Origin of the sequence: Microbacterium hydrocarbonoxydans (genome assembly GCF_900105205.1) — a bacterium.
Lineage (GTDB): Bacteria > Actinomycetota > Actinomycetes > Actinomycetales > Microbacteriaceae > Microbacterium > Microbacterium hydrocarbonoxydans.
Window position 1 is genome coordinate 497,416 of record NZ_FNSQ01000005.1, and the last position, 19,849, is coordinate 517,264.

The 19,849-nt window shown below is 69.8% G+C and carries 20 protein-coding genes; 10 read left to right on the top strand and 10 right to left on the bottom strand.

The window, feature by feature from the left end; genetic code table 11:
- Nucleotides 1-406 precede the first annotated feature (406 nt).
- Entirely contained in the window at nt 407-1,222 is an 816-nt protein-coding gene (locus BLW44_RS02725) for a MarR family winged helix-turn-helix transcriptional regulator (protein ID WP_060928478.1), read from the bottom strand.
- 320 nt (nt 1,223-1,542) lie between these two features.
- Here BLW44_RS02725 and BLW44_RS17460 point away from each other — a divergent pair, with 320 nt between their 5' ends.
- Entirely contained in the window at nt 1,543-1,902 is a 360-nt protein-coding gene (locus BLW44_RS17460) for a MarR family winged helix-turn-helix transcriptional regulator (RefSeq protein WP_254775108.1), read from the top strand.
- A 6-nt stretch (nt 1,903-1,908) separates the two neighbouring features.
- Here the strand turns inward: BLW44_RS17460 and BLW44_RS02735 are convergent, their stop codons facing one another.
- The 3 genes from BLW44_RS02735 to BLW44_RS02745 all read right to left on the bottom strand — a co-directional run bounded on the left by BLW44_RS02735 (nt 1,909) and on the right by BLW44_RS02745 (nt 5,371).
- The gene (locus tag BLW44_RS02735; RefSeq protein ID WP_060928479.1) at nt 1,909-2,829 is read right to left on the bottom strand and encodes a cation diffusion facilitator family transporter; all 921 of its coding nucleotides are present in this window, start codon (nt 2,827-2,829) and stop codon (nt 1,909-1,911) included.
- Nucleotides 2,826-4,232: an MFS transporter gene (locus BLW44_RS02740; RefSeq protein WP_060928480.1), complete on the bottom strand. Its 1,407-nt coding sequence runs from the start codon at nt 4,230-4,232 to the stop codon at nt 2,826-2,828. Before BLW44_RS02740 ends, BLW44_RS02735 begins: the two co-directional genes overlap by 4 nt.
- A gap of 248 nt (nt 4,233-4,480) precedes the next feature.
- Complete coding sequence (locus tag BLW44_RS02745) at nt 4,481-5,371, bottom strand: serine protein kinase RIO (protein ID WP_060928481.1); 891 nt, start codon at nt 5,369-5,371, stop codon at nt 4,481-4,483.
- 256 nt (nt 5,372-5,627) lie between these two features.
- Between BLW44_RS02745 and BLW44_RS02750 the strand changes: the two genes are divergently transcribed.
- The gene (locus BLW44_RS02750; protein WP_060928482.1) at nt 5,628-6,833 is read left to right on the top strand and encodes an MFS transporter; all 1,206 of its coding nucleotides are present in this window, start codon (nt 5,628-5,630) and stop codon (nt 6,831-6,833) included.
- Between the two features lie 224 nt (nt 6,834-7,057).
- On the opposite strand, the gene BLW44_RS17465 is transcribed toward BLW44_RS02750, so the two are convergent.
- Nucleotides 7,058-7,975 (bottom strand): helix-turn-helix transcriptional regulator, encoded by a 918-nt coding sequence (locus BLW44_RS17465; RefSeq protein WP_060928483.1) that lies wholly within the window; start codon nt 7,973-7,975, stop codon nt 7,058-7,060.
- Nucleotides 7,976-8,045: 70 nt separating this feature from the next.
- Between BLW44_RS17465 and BLW44_RS02760 the strand changes: the two genes are divergently transcribed.
- On the top strand, nt 8,046-8,507 hold the full coding sequence (locus BLW44_RS02760) for a DUF3817 domain-containing protein (RefSeq protein ID WP_060928484.1): 462 nt from the start codon (nt 8,046-8,048) through the stop codon (nt 8,505-8,507).
- 21 nt (nt 8,508-8,528) lie between these two features.
- Here the strand turns inward: BLW44_RS02760 and BLW44_RS02765 are convergent, their stop codons facing one another.
- Genes BLW44_RS02765 through BLW44_RS02775 form a run of 3 tightly spaced genes read right to left on the bottom strand, consistent with a single transcriptional unit; the run spans nt 8,529 to nt 10,706 of the window.
- Nucleotides 8,529-9,203, bottom strand: coding sequence for a hypothetical protein (locus tag BLW44_RS02765; protein ID WP_060928485.1), 675 nt, complete (start codon nt 9,201-9,203; stop codon nt 8,529-8,531).
- A gap of 10 nt (nt 9,204-9,213) precedes the next feature.
- The gene (gene cobA, locus BLW44_RS02770) at nt 9,214-10,008 is read right to left on the bottom strand and encodes a uroporphyrinogen-III C-methyltransferase (protein WP_060928486.1); all 795 of its coding nucleotides are present in this window, start codon (nt 10,006-10,008) and stop codon (nt 9,214-9,216) included.
- Entirely contained in the window at nt 10,005-10,706 is a 702-nt protein-coding gene (locus BLW44_RS02775; RefSeq protein WP_060928487.1) for a sirohydrochlorin chelatase, read from the bottom strand. Before BLW44_RS02775 ends, cobA begins: the two co-directional genes overlap by 4 nt.
- Nucleotides 10,707-10,894: 188 nt before the next feature.
- Between BLW44_RS02775 and dnaK the strand changes: the two genes are divergently transcribed.
- The 4 genes from dnaK (at nt 10,895) to BLW44_RS02795 (ending at nt 14,892) form a co-directional block, all read left to right on the top strand.
- Nucleotides 10,895-12,757: a molecular chaperone DnaK gene (dnaK, locus tag BLW44_RS02780; protein ID WP_060928488.1), complete on the top strand. Its 1,863-nt coding sequence runs from the start codon at nt 10,895-10,897 to the stop codon at nt 12,755-12,757.
- A gap of 2 nt (nt 12,758-12,759) precedes the next feature.
- A complete protein-coding gene (locus BLW44_RS02785; protein ID WP_060928489.1) occupies nt 12,760-13,401 on the top strand; it encodes a nucleotide exchange factor GrpE in 642 nt (213 codons plus the stop codon).
- 7 nt (nt 13,402-13,408) lie between these two features.
- The gene (locus BLW44_RS02790) at nt 13,409-14,398 is read left to right on the top strand and encodes a DnaJ C-terminal domain-containing protein (protein ID WP_060928490.1); all 990 of its coding nucleotides are present in this window, start codon (nt 13,409-13,411) and stop codon (nt 14,396-14,398) included.
- A gap of 62 nt (nt 14,399-14,460) precedes the next feature.
- Complete coding sequence (locus BLW44_RS02795) at nt 14,461-14,892, top strand: heat shock protein transcriptional repressor HspR (RefSeq protein WP_060928491.1); 432 nt, start codon at nt 14,461-14,463, stop codon at nt 14,890-14,892.
- Between the two features lie 42 nt (nt 14,893-14,934).
- Here BLW44_RS02795 and BLW44_RS02800 read toward each other — a convergent pair whose 3' ends face one another.
- Nucleotides 14,935-15,336 carry a hypothetical protein gene (locus tag BLW44_RS02800; RefSeq protein ID WP_060928492.1) on the bottom strand — a complete coding sequence of 134 codons (402 nt, stop codon included), beginning with the start codon at nt 15,334-15,336 and terminating at the stop codon, nt 14,935-14,937.
- A gap of 217 nt (nt 15,337-15,553) precedes the next feature.
- On the opposite strand from BLW44_RS02800, the gene BLW44_RS02805 reads away from it, so the two are divergent.
- On the top strand, nt 15,554-16,966 hold the full coding sequence (locus BLW44_RS02805) for a flavin monoamine oxidase family protein (RefSeq protein WP_254775109.1): 1,413 nt from the start codon (nt 15,554-15,556) through the stop codon (nt 16,964-16,966).
- A 6-nt stretch (nt 16,967-16,972) separates the two neighbouring features.
- On the opposite strand, the gene BLW44_RS02810 is transcribed toward BLW44_RS02805, so the two are convergent.
- Nucleotides 16,973-17,617, bottom strand: a complete 645-nt coding sequence (locus BLW44_RS02810; protein ID WP_245647451.1) for a Pr6Pr family membrane protein — start codon at nt 17,615-17,617, stop codon at nt 16,973-16,975.
- 178 nt (nt 17,618-17,795) lie between these two features.
- On the opposite strand from BLW44_RS02810, the gene BLW44_RS02815 reads away from it, so the two are divergent.
- Together BLW44_RS02815 and BLW44_RS02820 are read left to right on the top strand one after the other, a co-directional pair.
- Entirely contained in the window at nt 17,796-18,092 is a 297-nt protein-coding gene (locus tag BLW44_RS02815) for a DoxX family protein (protein WP_082724597.1), read from the top strand.
- Between the two features lie 29 nt (nt 18,093-18,121).
- Nucleotides 18,122-19,819 (top strand): long-chain-fatty-acid--CoA ligase, encoded by a 1,698-nt coding sequence (locus tag BLW44_RS02820; protein WP_060927850.1) that lies wholly within the window; start codon nt 18,122-18,124, stop codon nt 19,817-19,819.
- The last annotated feature ends 30 nt before the right edge of the window (nt 19,820-19,849 follow it).

The following is a 19,849-nucleotide window of genomic DNA, read 5'->3' on the forward strand; positions in this document are numbered from 1 at the left end:
AGGACGGGATGCGGCGAATTGTCCTGATTCCGGACTGTTGTCCTGCGTTCGGACGACGGGGATGGGGGACCGTCTGAGAAGGGGGGGGCTGAGGTCTGGCTGTTTGAGAACAGGAGGACCGTCTGAAATCAGGACGGAATGCGGCGATTTGTCCTGATCCCGGGCTGTCGTCCTGCGTTCGGACGATGGGGATGGGGTGTCTGAGAAAGGGATGCCTGAGGTCCGGCTGTCTGAGAACAGGAGGACCGTCCGAGATCAGGACGGGACGCGGGAAATGGTCCTGATTCCCGGCTGTCGTCCTGCGCTCGGCAGGGTCGGTGTCCGGACGCGGCGCGGGTGCAGGAGCGCCCCGGTCGCCGAAGCGAACGGGGCGTCCTGGTGCAGCGGATGCCGGGATGCGGATGCGTCAGGCGTCCCGACCACGTGAGAACCCCGCGTCGAAGCCACGCTCATAGGCGTGCTGAGCCGCTCGCGCGACACGGTGCTCGCCGCGACCCGAGTGGGCGGGGTGCCCGTGACCGCGGCCGTGACCGTGCTCGCGGTTGAAGTCACGGTCGTGGCCCGACTGTTCGGCGTGCTCGTGCCCCTGCGGGCCGGAGGAGCGGTCGTGTCCCGGGTGGCCCCGGTGCCCGCATCCGTGCTCGTCGGAGAAGCCGTGACCGAAGTGGTCCGGACCGAATCCACGGTGGAAGCCGCGAGGCCCGAACCCCGGCCCGAACCCCGGCCCGAAGCCCCGACCGAAGCCCCGACCGAAGCCGGGTCCGAAGCCGTGGCGCCGACCGAAGCCGTGGCGACGTCCGCGTCCGCGGGGGAGAGGGGTCTCCTCATCCCACCCGAACGAGCGGGCGATCTGCTCGAGTGTCGCGAGCGTGGTCTCGAAGTCGTCGGGGGAGACGGCGTCGGAGACCTGGGCGCGGATGCCGTCGACGATGCCGCCGAGGCGTTCCTTGGCCGCCCGGCCTTCGTCGGTGAGCGTCCAGGTATCGCCGTCGGCGACGACCCATCCGCGCTCGACCAGGCCGTGCACCTTGTGTGCGGTCAGAGGGCGGCGAGCCGGCACGGTCCCGTCGACGATGTTGAGGAGTCGCCAGTCGCGGCGGCTCGCGCCCTCTCGGTCGAAGGCCGAGTCGAACTCGGCGGCCATGAGGCGGTCGACCGCCTTCAGCCAGTAGCCGAACGGGCGAGGGGTGCTGTCTGTGTTCTGAGTGTCAGAGGTGTTCATGGTGAAGTCCTTAGATGTCATGGAGCATGTGCTTGTCACAATACATGTATATGTAGTGTGACATGTGTATCTGATCCATGTCAAGTCGCATGTAAAATCGAATCGTGAGCAGCGCAGAGAACGACCCCGCCGAGGCCATCGCCCTCGCCCTGTCCCGCCTCCGAGGACGAAGATCAGGCGACCGCGGCCTGGGCCCCCGGGGCATGGGCGGTCCCCACGGATGGCACGGGGGGCCGCACTCCGAACACTTCGAGGAGGGTGCGCACGGAACCGCGCACGGGAACGCACACGGGCACGGCCGACCGGCCGGGCCGCCGTGGATGACAGACCCGACCGGACGGTTCGGCGGACCGGCGCGGATGCGGATGCTCGAGGCGCTCGCCGCGGCATCCGCTCCGCTGAGCGTCAGCGATCTGGGTGCGGCGATCGGAGTCGATCAGCCCCGGGCATCGAGGCTGGTGCAGCAGGGTGTCGCCCACGGCTTCGTCCGCCGAGAGGCCGACCCCGATGACGCGCGACGCACGCGCATCGCCCTGACCGATGAGGGGCGGAAGATCGCGCGCGGCATGCGGGGCGAGCGGAGGGAGGCGCTGAACACGGCGCTCGCGGCCTTCACCGACGAGGAGCGTGCGCAGCTCGCCCATCTGCTGAACAAGCTCGCCGACAACTGGGAGCAGTGACGCGGCTCAGGAGGGTGTACCGAAGTCGAGGGACGCCTCGTCGTCGACCGACAGCGAGAGCACCACGGTCTCGACGACGGGATGCTGCTCGATCTGCTGCTCGATCGCGCGCAGACTCCTCGCGACGTCGTGCTCGCGAGCGTCTCCCGTCAGGTCCACCTCGGCGACGATGAACAGGCGGTTCGGACCGACATACTCGATGTGCAGATAGGTCACCCGCTGGATCTGCTCCGACGACAGCAGCGCCCTGCCGACCCGGTCGCGCAGCGAGGGCGATGCGTTGGACCCGACGAGGAACGCGATGTTGCGTCCGATCAGGATGATCGCGACGACCCCCAGCAGGATGCCCACGAGGATCGAACCCACCGCATCCCACGCGGCGACGCCGGTGATCTGATGCAGCGCGATCGCGCCCGCGGCGATCCCGAGTCCGATGAGCGCCGCCATGTCCTCGAAGAACACCGCGCGCAGGGTCGTATCGCTCGTCTCCAGCACATAGTCCCAGGTCGAGGAGCCGCGCTCCTTCGCCAGCCGCCGAGACTTCACCATCGCCTGCGTGAACGACGCCCCCTCGAGCACGAACGCGATGCCGAGCACCGTGTACGCCACGGCCGGACTCTCCACCGGCCCCGTGTCCGACAGCTCCTGCACGCCATGCATGATCGACACGATCGAGCCGGCGGTGAAGATCCCGAACGCGGCGATCAGCGACCACACGAACGCAGAGCGGCCGTACCCGAGGGGGTGTCGCGCATCCTTGGTCCGTGCCCCGCGACGGTCGGCGATGAGGAGGAACACCTCGTTGCCGGCATCCGCCCACGAATGCGCGGCCTCGGCCACCATCGACGCCGACGAGGTGATGACGGCGGCCACCGTCTTGGCGAGGGCGACCAGGATGTTGGCGAGGAAGGCGATGACGACGGTCATCGCGTCGCCTTCACCGGAAGCAGCAACAGGAAGCCGGCGATCAGCACGAGCACGATGCCCAGGATGCCGAACGCCGTCGACTGGGTGAGCACGATCAGGAGGGTCCAGGCCCCCGACGCCATCCAGCTCGCGGCCCGCCCCGTCGTGGCGTACAGCCCGAAGATCTCACCCTCGCGCCCCGCGGGCGTGATGCGCGCGAGGAACGAGCGCGACGCCGCCTGGGCGGGCCCGACGAACGCGCACAGCAGCAGACCGCCGATCCAGAACACGATCGTGCCGCCCTCGACCAGGAAGAACACGGCGAGACCCGCGACGACCATCGCGGCGAGGGAGACGAGGATGATCCGCTTCGGGCCGAAGCGGTCGTCGAAGCGGCCGGCGATGATCGTCGACACCCCGGCGATGAGGTTCGCCGCGATGCCGAAGATCACCAGGTCGAGGAAGGCGAAGTCGAACACCTGGCCGGCGATGATCGCGCCGAATGCGAAGACCCCGCCGAGGCCGTCGCGGAACACGGCGCTGGAGAGGAGGAACCAGAACGTCTGACGGGTGTCGGGGTTGCGGTACAAGCCCACGACGTCCGTGACCAGCAGGCGGTACGAGGCGAAGAAGCCGACCTTGCGCTCCGGTCGGCCGAGCGAGGGTTCCGGCACGGCGAGGAAGATCGGGATGGAGAACACGATCGCCCAGATCGCGCAGCCGACCGCGATGAGACGGAACGGCAGGCCGCTGTCCTCGGGGAGTCCGAACCAGTCGAACGTGTAGAAGATGACGACGAGGACGAGAGCGAGGATGCCGCCGATGTAGCCGAATCCCCAGCCCAGGCCCGAGATGCGTCCGACGGTCTTGGGGTTCGCGATGCCGATCAGCATGGCGTTGGAGTTCACCGCGGCGATCTCCCCGAACACGGATCCTGCGGAGATCAGTGCCACTCCGAGCCAGAACAGCGTCGGGGTCGGCTCGACGAACCACAGCCCGAGCATGCACACGACCAGCGCGCCCGTGCCGATCCCCAACCAGAGCTTCTGGCGACCCGCGGCATCCGCCCGCTGTCCGAGCACGGGCGCGATCAGCAGGATCGCGATGCCGGCGATCGTCGACCCCATCCCGAGCCCAGACGCGAGGTCGGCCTCGGCGGCTTCGCGGATCGGGTCCTTCGGGTCCAGCCCCGCGATCGAGGCCGGCAGGAACGCCTCCGTCGTCAGATACAGCGCGGTGAAGATGAAGGTGAGGATGACCGTGTTGAAGGGCTGCGTCGCCCAGTCCCACAGCGCCCAGGCATAGACCTGCTTCTTGGGCGCCGGCGTCTCGCCCCGCAGGTCGAGACCGACCACGCCGACCGCGCCGCTGTTGGCCGTCGCGACGGGCTCCGGGACATCGCCGCTCTGGGAGGTTTCGCTCATGCTCGCAGTCTGGTGGCGTGCAGTGAACGGAGGGTGACGGCACGCCGCACGCGGCCAGCCACCGCACAGCTCAGCGTCGACCTGCTGAACGCGGCTCTGCGGGTCGGCTGAAGCCCGGCTCTCGCTCCACGACTCCGGAGATCCACCGGGCTCGCACCCGATTCGGCCGCGCTGCGGCACTGCGCTCGCCGACTTCCGGAGTTGTGGAGCGGCAGAGTTGTGGAGCGGCAGAGTTGTGCAGCAGCGACTCACGCGTACGACGCGGCGATCAGCTCGGCGAAGAGCTCCTCGGCGTCGCAGTCGACCCGGCGGCGGGTGAACCAGTCGCAGATGTTGACGCAGTCGCGGTGCAGGAGGTCGAGCCCCTGCGGATTCGCGATGATGTCGACGATCTGCGGCAGGTCGATCACCCGCACCCGTCCGTCGTGCACGAGCAGGTTGTATGCCGACAGGTCGCCGTGCGCGAAGCCGGCAGCGGCGAAGGTGCGCATCAGGTCGACGATCTGGCCGTAGAAGCCGCTCAGCTCGGCACGGCCGGAGCGCACTGCCGCCAGTCGAGGCGCCGCGACGCCCGTCTCATCGCCGATGAACTCCATCAGCAGCTCGGTGCCGTCGACCTGCACCGGGTACGGCACCGGTGCGCCGAGCTCCCACATCCGACACAGCGCCTCGAACTCGGCGAACGACCACTGTGCCGCGGCGACGGCCCGCCCGTGCTCCGACTTCTTGGCGAGCGCGCGGGTGTCGCGGGTGTTCCTCGTGCTCCGCCCCTCGGTGTAGACGCCTGAGCGGTGGAAGCTGCTGTGGTCGGAACTGCGATAGCGCTTCGCCGCGAGCAGGGTGCGTTGTGCGGGGTCGTCGGGGACGGCTCGCTCGAGCAGGAAGACGTCCGCCTCCTTGCCGGTCTTGAGGATGCCGAGCTCGGTGTCGAGTGCGCCTGCGCTCGTCACCACCCACGCAGGGCGGGGCAGCGGGCCGCGCTCCGACGGGGTGACGGTCGGCCAGGTCGTCCAGCGCTGGTGCTCGCCGGGCTCGACGTCGGCGAAAGTCGGGACGACCTCGAAAGGAGAGGCGTCGAAAGAAGAGGCGTCGAAGGAGAGCGAAGGGGATGCTTCGGAAGAAGCGAAGAGATCAGACACGGTGTGGCTCCGGGAGAGGGAGGCCACGCGCGGATCAGGAGCGGGCGGCCTCGAGAGGAAGGATGTCGGCGAGAGGCGCGACAGAGACGGTGTTCATGTCTTCTGCTCCTCTCGCTCGGCCTTCCGGGAGAACCCCGGTGCGTCGTCGAGCCTAGGGGGCGGGAGCGGATGCTGTCCAGACCCGATCAGGACGAATGGTCGGATGCGGGGGACGCCGCGTCGGGTGCGCGGTGCGCGCGACTGTCAGTGTGGAGGGATGACCACGACCGCGCCCGTTCCCGTGACGATCGACCGCACCGACCGCATCCGCTACGGCGGACTCATCGTGCTGATGCTGATGGGGTTCCTGCTCGTCACTGCCGAGTTCCTCCCGAACGGTGTGCTCACCGAGATGGCGGATGCCCTCGGGGTGACCCCCGGCCAAGCGGGGCAGACGGTCACGGTCACCGCACTGGTCGGACTCGTCGTCGCCCCCACGGTCGGTCTGATCTTCCCGCGGCTCGACCGCCGCTCGCTCCTCGTCTGGATGGCGCTCGCCGCCGCCGCGTCGAACCTGATCGTCGCGATCGCGCCGAATCTGCTCATCGTGCTGCTCGCCCGATTCCTGCTGGGTGCGGCGATCAGCGCGTTCTGGGCCATGTCGATCACGGTCGCCGTGCGGCTCGCCGGCCCCGAGCATCTCGGGCGCGGGGTCATGTTCACCTCCGCCGGGGTCTCGCTCGCCACGGTCGCCGGAGTGCCGCTCGGGGTGATGCTCAGCGAGGTCGTGGACTGGCAGACGGTGTTCGCGATCGCCGGAGTGCTCATGGTGCTCCTCGCCGTCGCGCTGCGGCTCGTGCTGCCGTCGGTGCCGGCCGAGCAGGCGTCGAGCATCCGTCTCCTCGTCGACACGCTGCGTCGACCGGGGATCGCGATCGGGATGGTCGGCCACGTGCTCGTGGTGCTCGGTCACTTCCTCGCCTACACGTACGTCAGGCTCGCGCTCGAGCGCATCCCGGAGGTCGACGCGTCGACCATCATCGTCCTGCTCGCGCTGTTCGGGGTCGGCGGTCTCGCCGGCAACCTCGGACTCGGATTCGTGATCGACCGCACGTTCGCGTTCTTCGCCGTGTTCGCCCCGCTCGTGATCGCCGTGTCGGTGCTGGCGATGATCTTCCTGGCCGGATCGATCTTCGGCGTCGGTGCCGTGGTGCTCGTGTGGGGCTTCTTCTTCTCGTCGTGGCTGCTCGTGGCCAACACCTGGGTCGGACACCGCATGCCCGATCGCCTTGAAGCCGGCGGCAGCCTCGTCGTCGTGGGGTTCCAGGGCGCGATCACGCTCGCCGCGGGCCTCGGCGGTCTGCTGGTCGACACGCTGAGCGTCGAGTTCGTCTACGTCCTCGGGGCGGCGGCGCTGCTCGTCGGAGCGGTGCTCTTCGGCATCTCGAACCGCCGGAGCACCGCGGCCGCGCTGCTCGTCTGAGCGCTCGGCTGGTGTGAGCGCGGCCGGGCTTGTACGACCCCCCGGGCACAGCTTCGGATCCGGCATCCGACACCCCGTTGTCGTCCGACCCACCCCGGGCACAGCTTCGGATCCGGCATCCGACACCCCGTGGCGTCAGCGCACCAGGCGGCGTGTCGGGCCCGCGGTCCGAAGCTGTGCCCGGGGAAGGGCCCACGGGGGGCAGGGCAGGGGCAGGGCAGGGGCTAGGCCGGGACGGCGGTGAGCTGCGCGGCGCGCCAGGTCGACGGGGTCATCCCGGTGCGTCGGCGGAACGCACGGCTGAATCCCTCATCCGAGGCATAGCCCAGCACGCGCGAGGTCTCGCTGACTGAGCGGCCTCCCGCGAGCATCCGCTTGGCCGCGTCGATGCGCACCTCGGTGACGTAGTCGGCGGGCGAGCGGCCGATCGCACTGCGGAAGCGCTCCGCGAAGACCGAGCGCGACATCGCGCCGATGCTCGCCAGGCGTTCGACGGTCCAGTCGCGTCCCGGCTCCTCGTGGATGGCCTCGACGACCCGGTCGAGGAAGGGGTCCTTCGACACGGAGGGCCAGCCGGCGGGGGCGCAGCCGTTCGCGGCCCACGCCCGGATGACGCTGAGCAGCACGGTCTGGGCCATCATGCGGCAGATCACGGGGTCGCCCTGGCGCACCGGGCACGACGGCGGACCGGCCGGACCCATACTGCCGGCCAGCGCGGCCGCAGCCGGCTCCAGGGCATCGAAGGACATGACCGTGATCGGATCGGGAAGGAGCGCGGTGAGCTGGGTCGCACTGGCGGAGAACTCCAGATCGACCACCACGAGGTCGGCATCCGCCTCGGCCTCCAGGGCGATCGTCGCGCGCCCCAACGTGAGGAACGCGTCTCCCGAGACGAGAGCGGCGCTCAGCGGGCGGTCGTCGACGGCGACGAGCTGCGCGGCGCGGTCGACGTCGAGTCGGCACCCGGTGGTCAGGGGCGGGTGTCCGCTCAGCGCACCGCTCACGATGTACACGAGAGTGGCGGATCCCGAGGGGATCGGCAGCAGGTCGCCGGCGGTCAGAGCCACACGCCTCGCGATGCCGACGCGCAGCTCGACGGAGTCGAGCACCTGCCCGAGCGCTGCGGAATCGACGGTCACCATGCCTTCGGCAACACCCGGGGAGTCATAGCTATTCCGGATACGCTGAACGGACCCCCACCCGAGGAGTCCCGTGTTCCGCACACCCGAGCGCCTGTTCCGAGTCCTCGCGATCGCCGAGGCGATCACCTGGACGATCCTCATCTCGGCGATCATCGCCCGTGCCGTCGGCGCTCCCGGCGTCGTCGTGACGGTGGGCGGCGGCATCCACGGGTTCGTGTTCCTCGCGTACGGTGCGACCGCGGTGCTGGTCGCACTCAACCAGCGCTGGCATCCCGGTGTCGCGATCCTGGCGGTCGTGAGCGCTGTGGTCCCCTACGCGACGATCCCGATGGAGATCTGGCTGCACCGCACGGGGCGCCTGGCCGGCGACTGGCGGCTGGAGCAGACCGCCGACCCTCGCGACGCGCGCTGGTACGACCGGCTGATGCGCTGGTTCCTCCGCCGGCCCTGGGTGCTCGCGATCCTGCTCGCGGGCGGCATCGTCGCTCTCTACGTGATCCTGCTGCTCGTCGGTCCGCCCGGCGGCAAGTGACCGCAACCCGAAGGCGGGCGGTCACTCCACGACGACGGCGTTCTTGTCGACGACCTCGGCCAGGGTGGCCGCGACGTCCCCGCCGGTGCAGTCGACGATGACATACAGGCCGACACCGGTCGCCGTGAACGCCCGCGCGGCGATGCTCCACTTCCGCTCCCCGGCGACGCCGTCGAGCTGCCGGTTCTCGACGTCGGCATTGCCCCCGATCTGATAGCTGAACGCGCCGGTGGTGGCGGCCGGGGTGATCTCAGTGGCGTCGTCTTCACCGAGGATGACGGCGAGCATCGCGTCGGAGCTCGCGGCGTCATCGCCGGGGACTGTCGGGACATCCGGGATGAGTCCCTGCCAGAACTGCGCGGTGCAGGTGTCGTCCACCGTGCCGTACGTCCAGCCGCCCTCCCCGTCGTCCGGCTTCACGACCTTCCAGCCGTCGTCCGCGATGAGCCCGTCGCCCCACTGGATGTAGGCCGTCGACGGCAGGTCCGCCCCCTCGTCAAAGGACAGCGCGGCGGGCAGATCGCCGGAGGGCTCGTCCGTCGGCTCGGCCGTCGGAGACGGATCGGGTCCGTCGCCGTCCGGGACGTTCACCGGGATCTGTGCGTACAGGCATCCGCTCAGCGGCAGCATGGCCAGGGCGACCACCGAGACGGCGGCGAGACGGGCCAGGGGTGAGACCGGCGAGATGCGCGTCATGCCGGTCAGCCTAGTCCGCAGGCGTGGCGCGCACCTCTCCGATCCCGACCACGTCTCCGGCAGCGACCACGTCTCCCACCCCCACGACGTCGCCGACCACCACGACAGCGGGGGAGCGCACATGGCGGGATGCGGCCAGGTGCGCGATGGTGCCGAGCGTGCCGACGGTGATGCGCTGGCGGGGGCCGAACCCGTCTTCGATGATCGCCACCGGGCAGTCGTCGCCCCGGCCGCCGGACGCCAGCACGTGTGCGGAGTGGGCGAGCGTGCCCACTCCCATGAGCAGCACGACGGTGTGGTCGCGGCCCCCAGGCAGGTCGCCGATCTGGTCGTGGGCGCTGGCGACGGTGAACGTCTCGGCGACGCCGCGCTGGGTGAGCGGGATGCCGGCGATCGCCGGGACCGCCACCGCGCTGGTGACGCCGGGGATCACCTCGACCGGGACGCCTGCTGCTTCGCAGTGCAGCTGCTCCTCGCGTCCGCGTCCGAAGACGAAGGGGTCGCCGCCCTTGAGCCTGACGACGTGGCGTCCCTGGCGGGCGAGCGTCACCAGGAGCTCGTTGATCCCGTCCTGCGGCACCGAGTGGTGGCCGGGCAGCTTGCCGACGTCGAAGATCTCCCCGAGCCGCACTCCCTCGGCGGCGAGCTGGCTGAGCACGGCCCGCGCGCCGAGACGGTCGGCGACGATCGCATCCGCCGCCTCCAGGGCGCGCCGGCCCCGCACGGTGAGCAGGCCCGCATCGCCGGGGCCCGCGCCGACGAGCGTCACCCTTCCGGTGACGCCCTCTCGACCGCGCGCGGTCATGGCCGTCCGGCTCCCGCGAGCAGCAGAGCAGCGGCGTCCTCGTAGCGCTCGACGACGAGGTCGATCAGCGGCTGCGGCACCGTGACGCCGTCGAGCAGCGGCGGGGTGAGCGGTGCACCGGACGCGTGACGCACCGTGAGGTCGAAGAAGTAGCCGCGGGCGAAGAGGTACGTCGAGACGACGGCATCCGGATGCGCGGCGAGCGCAGCGGGGAGGTCCGGCTGTCGCGCAGCCAGGTAGGCGAGCTCGACGGGGGCAGCGATCCGGTCGGCGAGCAGCGCCGCCATCGCGTCCGCATCTTCGAGTGAGGCGGGGTCGCGGGAGCCGGCGACGGCGAGCACGACGGGGCGCGGATGATCCGGAACGGAGGCGGCGAGGTGGTCGGCGAGCACCGCGGCGAGGCGCGGGTCGGGGCCGAGGGCGGCGCTCACGACCGCATCCGCCTTCTTCGCCGCCATGCCGTGGAGGTCATGATGCACGTGGAAGCCGCGAGACAGCAGCAGGGGGACGATGACCACGGGGCCGTCGATGGTCGGCAGCAGATCAGCGGCGTCCGGCTGCTGCACGTCGACGAATGCGCTGCGCACCTCGACGTCGGGGAGGGTGGCGGCCACGGCGGCGACCAGGTCGGCGATCGCGCGGGCACCTTCGGCGTCCGATGTCCCGTGCGACACGGCGAGAAGGGTGGGGTGGCGCATGCCGGGACTCTAAGGGAGTCGTGTGACGGAGATGTTTCGAGGACCTGCGAGCAAAGTTGAGCCTGCTCGTATCAAGTTTGTTTGACAGCGTTCCGAGGTCGGAGTACAGTTGAGTCATCGCGACTCAGGTTTCCCTGATCGCCCCTGGTTTTCAGACCACATCAACCTCAGCAACAAAGGAGAATCACATGGCACGTGCTGTTGGAATCGACCTCGGTACGACGAACTCCGTCGTCAGCGTCCTCGAGGGTGGCGAGCCGAAGGTCATCGCCAATGCCGAGGGCTTCCGCACCACCCCTTCGGTGGTCGCATTCACCAAGGACGGCGAGGTGCTCGTCGGCGAGACCGCCAAGCGCCAGGCCGTCACCAACGTCGACCGCACGATCGCGTCGGTCAAGCGCCACGTCGGCACCGACTGGACGTTCGACGTCGACGGCAAGAAGTGGACGCCGCAGGAGATCTCCGCGCGCATCCTCCAGAAGCTCAAGCGCGACGCCGAGTCGTACCTGGGCGACACGGTGACGGATGCCGTCATCACCGTCCCCGCGTACTTCAACGACGCCGAGCGTCAGGCCACCAAGGAGGCCGGTGAGATCTCGGGACTCAACGTCCTGCGCATCATCAACGAGCCGACTGCTGCGGCTCTCGCCTACGGCCTCGACAAGGGCAAGGAAGACGAGCTCATCCTCGTCTTCGACCTCGGTGGCGGAACATTCGACGTCTCGCTGCTCGAAGTGGGCAAGGACGACGACTTCTCGACCATCCAGGTGCGCTCCACCGCCGGTGACAACCGCCTCGGCGGCGACGACTGGGACCAGCGCCTCGTCGACTACCTGATCAAGCAGTTCAAGGAGACGACCGGCGTCGACGTCTCGGGTGACAAGATCGCCCTGCAGCGTCTGAAGGAGGCTGCGGAGCAGGCGAAGAAGGAGCTCTCCTCCTCGACCAGCACCAGCATCAACCTGCCGTACCTGTCGCTGACCGAGTCGGGCCCCGTCTCGCTGAGCGAGACCATCACCCGCGCGAAGTTCGAGGACCTCACCAAGGACCTGCTCGACCGCACCAAGAAGCCGTTCGAGGACGTCATCCGCGAAGCCGGCATCAAGGTCGCCGACATCGATCACATCGTGCTCGTGGGTGGATCGACCCGTATGCCCGCCGTCGCCGAGCTCGTCAAGCGCGAGACCGGCAAGGAGGCGAACAAGGGCGTCAACCCCGATGAGGTCGTCGCGGTGGGCGCAGCCCTCCAGGCCGGTGTCCTCAAGGGCGAGCGCAAGGACGTCCTGCTCATCGACGTCACCCCCCTCAGCCTCGGCATCGAGACCAAGGGCGGCATGATGACCAAGCTCATCGAGCGCAACACGGCCATCCCGACCAAGCGCAGCGAGACCTTCACCACGGCAGACGACAACCAGCCGTCCGTCGCGATCCAGGTCTTCCAGGGCGAGCGCGACTTCACCCGCGACAACAAGCCGCTCGGAACGTTCGAGCTCACCGGAATCGCCCCGGCTCCCCGTGGCATCCCGCAGATCGAGGTCACGTTCGACATCGACGCCAACGGCATCGTGCACGTGTCCGCCAAGGACAAGGGCACCGGCACCGAGAAGTCGATCGTCATCTCGGGCGGCTCCTCGCTGTCGAAGGAGGACATCGAGCGCATGGTCCGCGAGGCCGAGGAGCACGCGGCCGAGGACAAGGCACGCCGTGAGGCCGCCGAGGTCCGCAACCAGGCCGAGACGCTCGCGTACTCGATCGACAAGCTGATCACCGAGAACGACGACAAGCTGCCCGAAGACGTGAAGACCGAGGTCAAGGCCGATGTCGACGCTCTGAAGACGGCACTGGCCGGCGATGACGACGAGGCCGTGAAGACCGCGTTCGACAAGCTGAACCAGTCGCAGGGCAAGATCGGCGAGGCCATCTACTCGCAGTCCCAGGCCGAGGGCGCCCCGAGCGCCGACGCCGCGGGCGAGGCTCCGGCCGATGACGCCTCCTCCGACGAGGACGTCATCGACGCCGAGGTCGTCGACGACGAGGACGAGAAGAAGTAATCATGACGGACAAGAACTTCGAAGGTGACGACGAGGTTCGCAGCGAGGGGTCGGATGCGCAGGCATCCGGCCCCGCGTCGCAGAACCCCGACTCGCGCGAGGCCGCGGCCGCAGAAGGATCCGATGAGACGCCGGTCGACGGCGCCCCTGACGATCTGACGGTCGACGACATCCTCGGCGCCACCCAGACCGGCGAGGCCGCGGCAGAGGATGCCGTGCTCGCCGACCTGGAGTCGACGCTGCTGAACGACCTCAAGCGTCTCCAGGCCGAGTACGCCAACTACCGCCGCCGCACCGAGGAGCAGCGCCAGGTCGAGATCGAGCGCGCGAAGGGCGAGGCCGCCAAGGGCCTCATCCCCGTGCTCGACGACCTCGACCGTGCCGCTCAGCACGGCGATCTGGTGGAGGGCACGCCCTTCGCCGTGATCGCCGACAAGGTACGCACGGTGGTGGAGCGGCTCGGTGTCGTCTCGTACGGCGAGAAGGGCGAGGAATTCGACCCGCAGCGACACGAGGCGATCTTCCAGCAGCCCACCCCGGGCGCCGACAAGACCACGGTGCTGGAGGTCGTCGAGGTGGGTTACCGCCTCGGTGACGTCGAGCTGCGTCCCGCGAAGGTCGTCGTCGCCGTACCCGCAGAGTAGGTGATCGATGGCTAGCCAGGACTGGTTCGACAAGGACTTCTACAAGATCCTCGGGGTCTCGAAGGACGTCAGCGACGCTGATCTCAAGAAGACGTACCGCAAGCTCGCCCGCAAGTATCACCCCGACTCCAATCAGGGTGATGAGAAGGCCGAAGCGAAGTTCAAGGAGGTCAGCGAGGCGTACTCGGTGCTCTCCGACGCCGAACAGCGCAAGGAGTACGACGAGATCCGCGCGATGGGTTCGGGTGCCCGCTTCACGGCGGGCGGCTCGGGTGCGGGCGGCTTCGAAGACGTCTTCAGCCGGTTCGGGCAGCAGGGCCGCGGGCAGCAGCAGTCCGCCGACTTCGAGGACATCTTCGCGATGTTCAACCAGGGTCAGAGCGGCACGTTCGGCTCCGGCCGATTCGGGCAGACCTCCGGCGGATTCCGTGGCTTCGGCGGCCCGCAGAAGGGTGCGGATGTCACAGCGCGCACCACGCTCGATTTCGCCACGGCCGTGCAGGGGGAGACGATCACCCTGCAGGGCGACGACGGCAAGCCGTTCAAGGTGAAGATCCCCGCCGGCGTCGCCGACGGGCAGAAGATCCGGCTCCGCGGACGAGGCCGCCCCTCGCCCGACGGCGGGGAGAACGGCGACGTCGTGGTGCAGATTGCGGTGCGCCCGCACCCGGTGTTCACCCGCGAGGGACTGAACCTGCGTGTGGTCGTTCCCGTCACCTTCACCGAGGCGGCACTCGGTGCCACCATCGAGGTCCCGACGCTGGGCGGCGATACCGTCAAGCTCCGCGTCGCGCCCGGGACACCGTCCGGTCGCGTGCTCCGCGTCAAGGGGCGCGGCGTGACCACCTCGAAGGGCACCGGCGACCTGCTCGCCGAGCTGCAGATCGCGGTGCCGTCGCACCTCGATGAGGCGGCGCGCGAGGCTCTGGAGAAGTTCCAGGCGCTCGAGCCGTCGGAGAATCCGCGAGCCGACCTCATGGCCAAGGCCCGCCGATAGAGAATCACCACTGAGGACGAAGACGATGACGATCGCGAACACCGAGGAAGAGGTGAAGCATCATGGCTGATCAGCGCATGGACGCGGACACCCCGGTGTTCGCGATCGCCGTCGCGGCCGAGCTGTCGGGGCTGCACCCGCAGACGTTGCGGCAGTACGACCGCATCGGGCTCGTCGTCCCCGGGCGCACGTCCGGTGGCTCGCGGCGCTATTCGACCCGCAACATCGAGCAGCTCCGCGAGGTCGCCCAGCTCTCGTCCGAAGGCGTGAGCCTCCCGGCCATCGCCCGACTGCTCGACCTGGAAGACGAGAACCGGATGCTCCGGCGTCGCGTCGCCGAGCTCGATGCCGCCCTCCGTGCCGAGCGTGAGAACCGCCCGGGCGTCCGCATCTTCGCGGCTGGATCCGCCGGCGTCATCCCGATGCCCGGCGGTCGCCGCCTGCGCCGTTCCACCGACGTCGTGCTGTGGCACCCCGGCATCGGACGCGGCTGACCTCGGTCGATCTCTGCCCGTCCTCAGGCGAGCCGATCCGTCCTACGACGAGCGCCAGAACCGCTCGGCGATCGTGGCGACCTCTTTGTCGAGCGTGTCGATGCGACCGCTCAACTTCGCATCGAGGGCGTCGATCCGGCCCGAGAGTCGCCCCTCCACGGATTCGATCTGGCCCGTGAGCTTGCCGTCGAGCGCTTCGATCTGGCCTGTCAGCTTTCCGTCGAGCGCTTCGATCTGGCCTGTCAGCTTTCCGTCGAGCGCTTCGATCTTGCCGGAGAGTGTTCCGTCGAGCGCCCCGATCTGGCCGGAGACGGTTCCGTCGAGCCGTCCGATCTCGGCACGGATCACGCGACCGAAGTGGGTGGTCACCAGAGTGAAGCCGCCGAGGAGAGCAGCGCCGAACACCCCGATGAGGGTCCAGATCTGAGGGTCGTTCATCGCCATGGATCCATTCTGTGAGCGTCCGGCCAGAATGGCAGTGTGGCATCGTCCCCGCGGCGCGGCCCCCGCTGGCCGCCGTCCGCTGTGCAGTCCGCCTCTGAGGGGGCTTCGGTGCAGAGACGGTCACGCGACCAGACGCCGGCGGCAGCGGAGGCAGCCGAGTCGCCGCTCCGCGCTCGTCGGGCGACCGCGCGCGCGGTATCGTTGCGACACGATGAGGATGACGCGTCGCACACTGTTGATCGGCGCCGGAGCCGGTGTCCTGGGAGTCCTGCTGGCCTCCTGCACGCCCGAGCCGGCGCCCACTCCCACGCCGGACGGATCCCCGACCCCGCAGCCGACGGCGGGGCCGATCACCCCTGCCGCGTTCGCCCGGAGCTCCTGGGCCACGGACTCCTTCGCCCTGGGTGCGGCGAGCTTCACGCCGGTGGGCGCGCAGGCCAGTGCTCGAGAAGCGCTGGCCGAGCCGATCGATGACCGCCTTTTCCTCGCGGGCGAGGCGACCGACGTCGAGGCACCGGGGACGATGGCCGCCGCGGTGCGCTCCGGCGAAAGGGCTGCGGGCGAACTCCGGCGCGCCGCCGACGAGGGTGAGCGCGTCGCCGTCGTCGGTGCGGGTCTGGCCGGGGCGACCGCCGCGGCACTGCTCGTCGCGGACGGGCTGCAGGTCACGGTGTTCGAAGCGCGCGACCGCATCGGCGGGCGCATCCAGTCGGTGGTGGACGAGAAGGCGTGGCCGTTCCCGGCGCAGCTGGGCGGCTGGCTGCTCGGCTCCTCGGATGCGGCGCTGCTCGACGACCTCGACCGGCTCGACGTCCGCACCGCTGCGCTCTCGGGAGACGTGTGGCGTTCCGCCGAGGGAGACGTCGCCGCCGTGAGCGCGGAGCCCGTGCAGGCGGCGATCTCCACCGCGCAGCAGGGGCTCGAGGACACCTCCCTCGAAGACGCGCTCACGGCCGCCGGCGCAGACCCTACGGAGCCCGGCCTCGCGGCGCTGCTCGCCTCGATCTCGGCGTCGGCGGGGGCCGATGCCGCACAGCTCTCGACCTGGTTCCCTCCGACCCTGCCCCCGGCCGAGAGCACCGCTCCGCTCGGGGACCTCATGCCTCTGATCGACGGACTCCTCGAGGGGGCCAAGCTGAGCCTGTCGTCGCCGGTGAGCCGGGTCGCATACGACGAGGCCGGCGTCAGCCTCGGCATCGCCTCGGGGGAGTCGCTGTCTTTCGGTCGCGTCCTGATCACGGTGCCGTTGGGTGTGCTGAAGAGCGAGGGCCTGCAGTTCGCCCCCGCCCTCCCGTTCGCGCATCGTGGCGCCATCGCCGAACTCGGCATGGGTCACATCGAGACGGTCTGGCTGCGATTCGATGAGCCGCTCATCCCCGAGGCGCCCGAGAACGCCGACGGCGACGGAGATCCCGCGGTCGCGACCGACCCCGAGGCGATGATCTGGCACGTGGTGGGCGGCGACGCGCTGATCCGCACCTGGCTCAACCTCGCTCCGGCGACCGGCGAGAACATCGTCGTCGGCATCGTGGGCGGACCGGATGCCGAGGCGTTCGCCGATCTCGACGACCAGGAGGCGCTGGAAGCCGCCATCGCCTCGCTCGCGCCGTTCCTCCCGGCGCCGGCCTGAGGCGCGTCAGACCTCTGGGCGCTCCCGGCCGCGCCGGCGCATCCGGCTGACGAACACGATCACCGTGGCGACGAGCGCGAAGATCGCCAGGGCGATGGCGCTGGTGAGCAGGAACTCCGGGGGCCCCGACACCTGGCGGGGGTCGAGGAAGTAGTAGGGGTACCAGCCCACCGACGGACCGCGCCACAGGGTCACGCCGCCCCACGCCAGCGGGAAGGCGAGCGCCGTCGGCACCACCCACCACGGCACGCCGCGATGACCGGGGGTGAAGACCCAGGCAAGGGCGGTGCACGCGGGCAGCCAGAAGTGCAGCACCTGATCGGACCAGGGGACGTCGACGCGGATGCCGCGCAGCCCCGCCTGCCAGACGATCAGCGCGAAGGCGAGGCCCGCGGTGATCGTCCAGGTGAGCACGAGAGCGAGCGCGACCGTGAACCAGCGAGGGTCGCTCGCGCGGAGGAACGCGAGCACGGCGCCGATCAGCAGCACCACGACGAGCGCGCAGTTGGACTGCACGGTCAGATAGGCGAAGAAGTTCTCGCCGGCGATCGTGCGGGAGCTGAGCCCCCAGAGCAGTCGGTGCACGAGGGCGACGGTGCACACGGCTGCTGTCGCCAGGCGCAGCACGCCGAACACGGATCGTGCCCTCACCTTGTGTCCCTGCTCCCTTCCGGCCACGCGATTCGCGCCACCCGGCGAGTCTACGGAAGGCGGCCGGCGGCAGGCGTGCCCACGGCGGCACTCAGGAGATGGAAAAGCGTGCTTCCTGGCCTGAAAGGAGGGATCGAACCTGCTCCGCGCCTGGCGCGCGGTGTCCTGCCACGAAGGCATGGGGATCCCCCTGCCAGAGATCGCCGCTCCCGTGGTCGCCTTCATCGAGCTGATTTGCGGGACCCTGCTCATTCTCGGGCTGTTCACTCGCCCGGTCGGCGTGCTCCTGGCCGTCGACATGATCGTCGCCCTGATCGCGGTGCACCTGCCCGCAGGCCTCTGGGTCGGCGAGGGCGGATACGAGTTCGTCGCCGTGCTGGGCGTCGCGTCCCTCGCGCTCGCTCTCACCGGCGCGGGCCGTTTCTCGCTCGATGGCGCCTTCCTCCGCGGACGCGCGCCCGCCTGGCTCAGCTGAACCAGGGGAACCGGAGGGAGGATGGAACCATGTCCCCCACCCCGTACGAATCCCGACCCTGGCTCGACTCCTACGCGGACGGCGTCCCGGCGGAGATCGAGACACCGGCCCAGACGCTGCCGGAGATGATGGCCGCGAGCGTCACGGCCTTCGCCCGGCGCCCCGCTCTGGAGTTCTTCGGCTCGGTGACGACCTACCGCGAGCTCGGTGCGCAGATCCTGCGCGCAGCCGAGGGGCTGCGGCGGCTCGGAGTCGGGCGCGGCGACAGGGTCGCGCTCGTGCTGCCCAACTGTCCGCAGCACGTGGTGGCCTTCTATGCCGCGCTCCGCCTCGGCGCGATCGTCGTCGAGCACAACCCGCTCTACACGGCCAGGGAGCTGCGGCACCAGTTCGAGGATCACGGCGCCAAGGTCGCGATCGTCTGGGACAAGACCGTCGACACCATCGCCGAGTTCCCCTCGGACCTGCGCGTCGAGCACATCGTGAGCGTCGACCTCACCGAGGCGATGCCCGCCGGTCAGCGGCTGCTGCTGCGACTGCCGGTGCCGAAGGCACGCGCGGCACGGGCGAAGCTGACCGCCACGCCCCGCACGCGCCATGCGTTGGCCTGGCGGAAGCTGATCGATCACCGGCCGCTGTCGCGCCGGGTGCCGGGGCCGACGCTGGATGACACGGCGCTGCTGCAGTACACCAGCGGCACGACCGGCGATCCGAAGGGCGCGATCCTCACTCACGCCAATCTGCGGGCGAACGCGATGCAGGGACGCGCGTGGGTACCGGGACTCGTCGACGGCGAGGAGACGTTCTACGGCGTCCTGCCGCTCTTCCACGCCTACGGGATGACGCTCTGCCTGACGTTCGCGATGAGCATCGGCGCGAAACTGGTGCTGTTCCCGACGTTCGACCTCGGCCTGGTGACGAAGGCGGCCAAGACCAGCCCGCCCACCTTCCTGCCCGCGGTCCCGCCGATCTACGATCAGCTCGCGCGGGCGGCATCCCGCGGCACGATCGACCTCTCGACCGTGCGGTTCGCGATCTCCGGCGCGATGAGCCTGCCGGTGGCGACCGTGCAGCGGTGGGAGGAGGCGACCGGCGGCCTGCTGGTCGAGGGCTACGGCATGACGGAGAGCTCTCCTGTCGCGCTCGGCAACCCGATGGGCAGGACACGGCGCCCCGGCACGGTCGGGGTGCCCTTCCCGAGCACCGAGATCCGCGTGGTCGACCCCGCCGACACCGACGTCGACCTGCCGGTCGGGGAGCGCGGCGAGCTGCTCATCCGGGGTCCGCAGGTGTTCACCGGGTACTGGCGTCGCCCGAGCGACACGGCCGACGTGCTGCTCGCCGACGGGTGGCTGCGCACCGGGGACATCGCCGAGGTGTCGCCGGACGGATTCGTCACGATCGTCGACCGCCTCAAGGAGCTGATCATCACCGGCGGCTTCAACGTGTCGCCGAGCGAGGTGGAGGATGCGCTCGAGGCTCATCCCGACGTCGTCGCCGCGGCGGTGGTGGGCCTGCCGCGGTCGAACGGCGGCGAGGAGGTGGCCGCCGCGGTGGTGCTCCGCGAGGGCGCGGCCCTGGACTCCGCCGCGCTGCGGGACTTCTGCCGCACGCGGCTCACGCCGTACAAGGTGCCGAAGCGCGTCGTCGCGGTGGACGACCTGCCGCGCTCCCTCATCGGCAAGGTGCTGCGCCGGCAGGTGCGCGATCGGATGCTCGCCGAGTGACCTGAGGCGCGACGGTCGCCGGGACTGACC

What these genes read in the sequence shown, in the direction of transcription:
- BLW44_RS02725 (WP_060928478.1), bottom strand. Translation starts at nt 1,222, where the DNA reads ATGAACACCTCTGACACTCAGAACACAGACAGCACCCCTCGCCCGTTC.
- BLW44_RS17460 (WP_254775108.1), top strand. Translation starts at nt 1,543, where the DNA reads ATGACAGACCCGACCGGACGGTTCGGCGGACCGGCGCGGATGCGGATG.
- BLW44_RS02735 (WP_060928479.1), bottom strand. Translation starts at nt 2,829, where the DNA reads ATGACCGTCGTCATCGCCTTCCTCGCCAACATCCTGGTCGCCCTCGCC.
- BLW44_RS02740 (WP_060928480.1), bottom strand. Translation starts at nt 4,232, where the DNA reads ATGAGCGAAACCTCCCAGAGCGGCGATGTCCCGGAGCCCGTCGCGACG.
- BLW44_RS02750 (WP_060928482.1), top strand. Translation starts at nt 5,628, where the DNA reads ATGACCACGACCGCGCCCGTTCCCGTGACGATCGACCGCACCGACCGC.
- BLW44_RS17465 (WP_060928483.1), bottom strand. Translation starts at nt 7,975, where the DNA reads ATGGTGACCGTCGATTCCGCAGCGCTCGGGCAGGTGCTCGACTCCGTC.
- BLW44_RS02765 (WP_060928485.1), bottom strand. Translation starts at nt 9,203, where the DNA reads ATGACGCGCATCTCGCCGGTCTCACCCCTGGCCCGTCTCGCCGCCGTC.
- cobA (WP_060928486.1), bottom strand. Translation starts at nt 10,008, where the DNA reads ATGACCGCGCGCGGTCGAGAGGGCGTCACCGGAAGGGTGACGCTCGTC.
- BLW44_RS02775 (WP_060928487.1), bottom strand. Translation starts at nt 10,706, where the DNA reads ATGCGCCACCCCACCCTTCTCGCCGTGTCGCACGGGACATCGGACGCC.
- dnaK (WP_060928488.1), top strand. Translation starts at nt 10,895, where the DNA reads ATGGCACGTGCTGTTGGAATCGACCTCGGTACGACGAACTCCGTCGTC.
- BLW44_RS02785 (WP_060928489.1), top strand. Translation starts at nt 12,760, where the DNA reads ATGACGGACAAGAACTTCGAAGGTGACGACGAGGTTCGCAGCGAGGGG.
- BLW44_RS02790 (WP_060928490.1), top strand. Translation starts at nt 13,409, where the DNA reads ATGGCTAGCCAGGACTGGTTCGACAAGGACTTCTACAAGATCCTCGGG.
- BLW44_RS02795 (WP_060928491.1), top strand. Translation starts at nt 14,461, where the DNA reads ATGGCTGATCAGCGCATGGACGCGGACACCCCGGTGTTCGCGATCGCC.
- BLW44_RS02800 (WP_060928492.1), bottom strand. Translation starts at nt 15,336, where the DNA reads ATGGCGATGAACGACCCTCAGATCTGGACCCTCATCGGGGTGTTCGGC.
- BLW44_RS02805 (WP_254775109.1), top strand. Translation starts at nt 15,554, where the DNA reads ATGACGCGTCGCACACTGTTGATCGGCGCCGGAGCCGGTGTCCTGGGA.
- BLW44_RS02815 (WP_082724597.1), top strand. Translation starts at nt 17,796, where the DNA reads ATGGGGATCCCCCTGCCAGAGATCGCCGCTCCCGTGGTCGCCTTCATC.
- BLW44_RS02820 (WP_060927850.1), top strand. Translation starts at nt 18,122, where the DNA reads ATGTCCCCCACCCCGTACGAATCCCGACCCTGGCTCGACTCCTACGCG.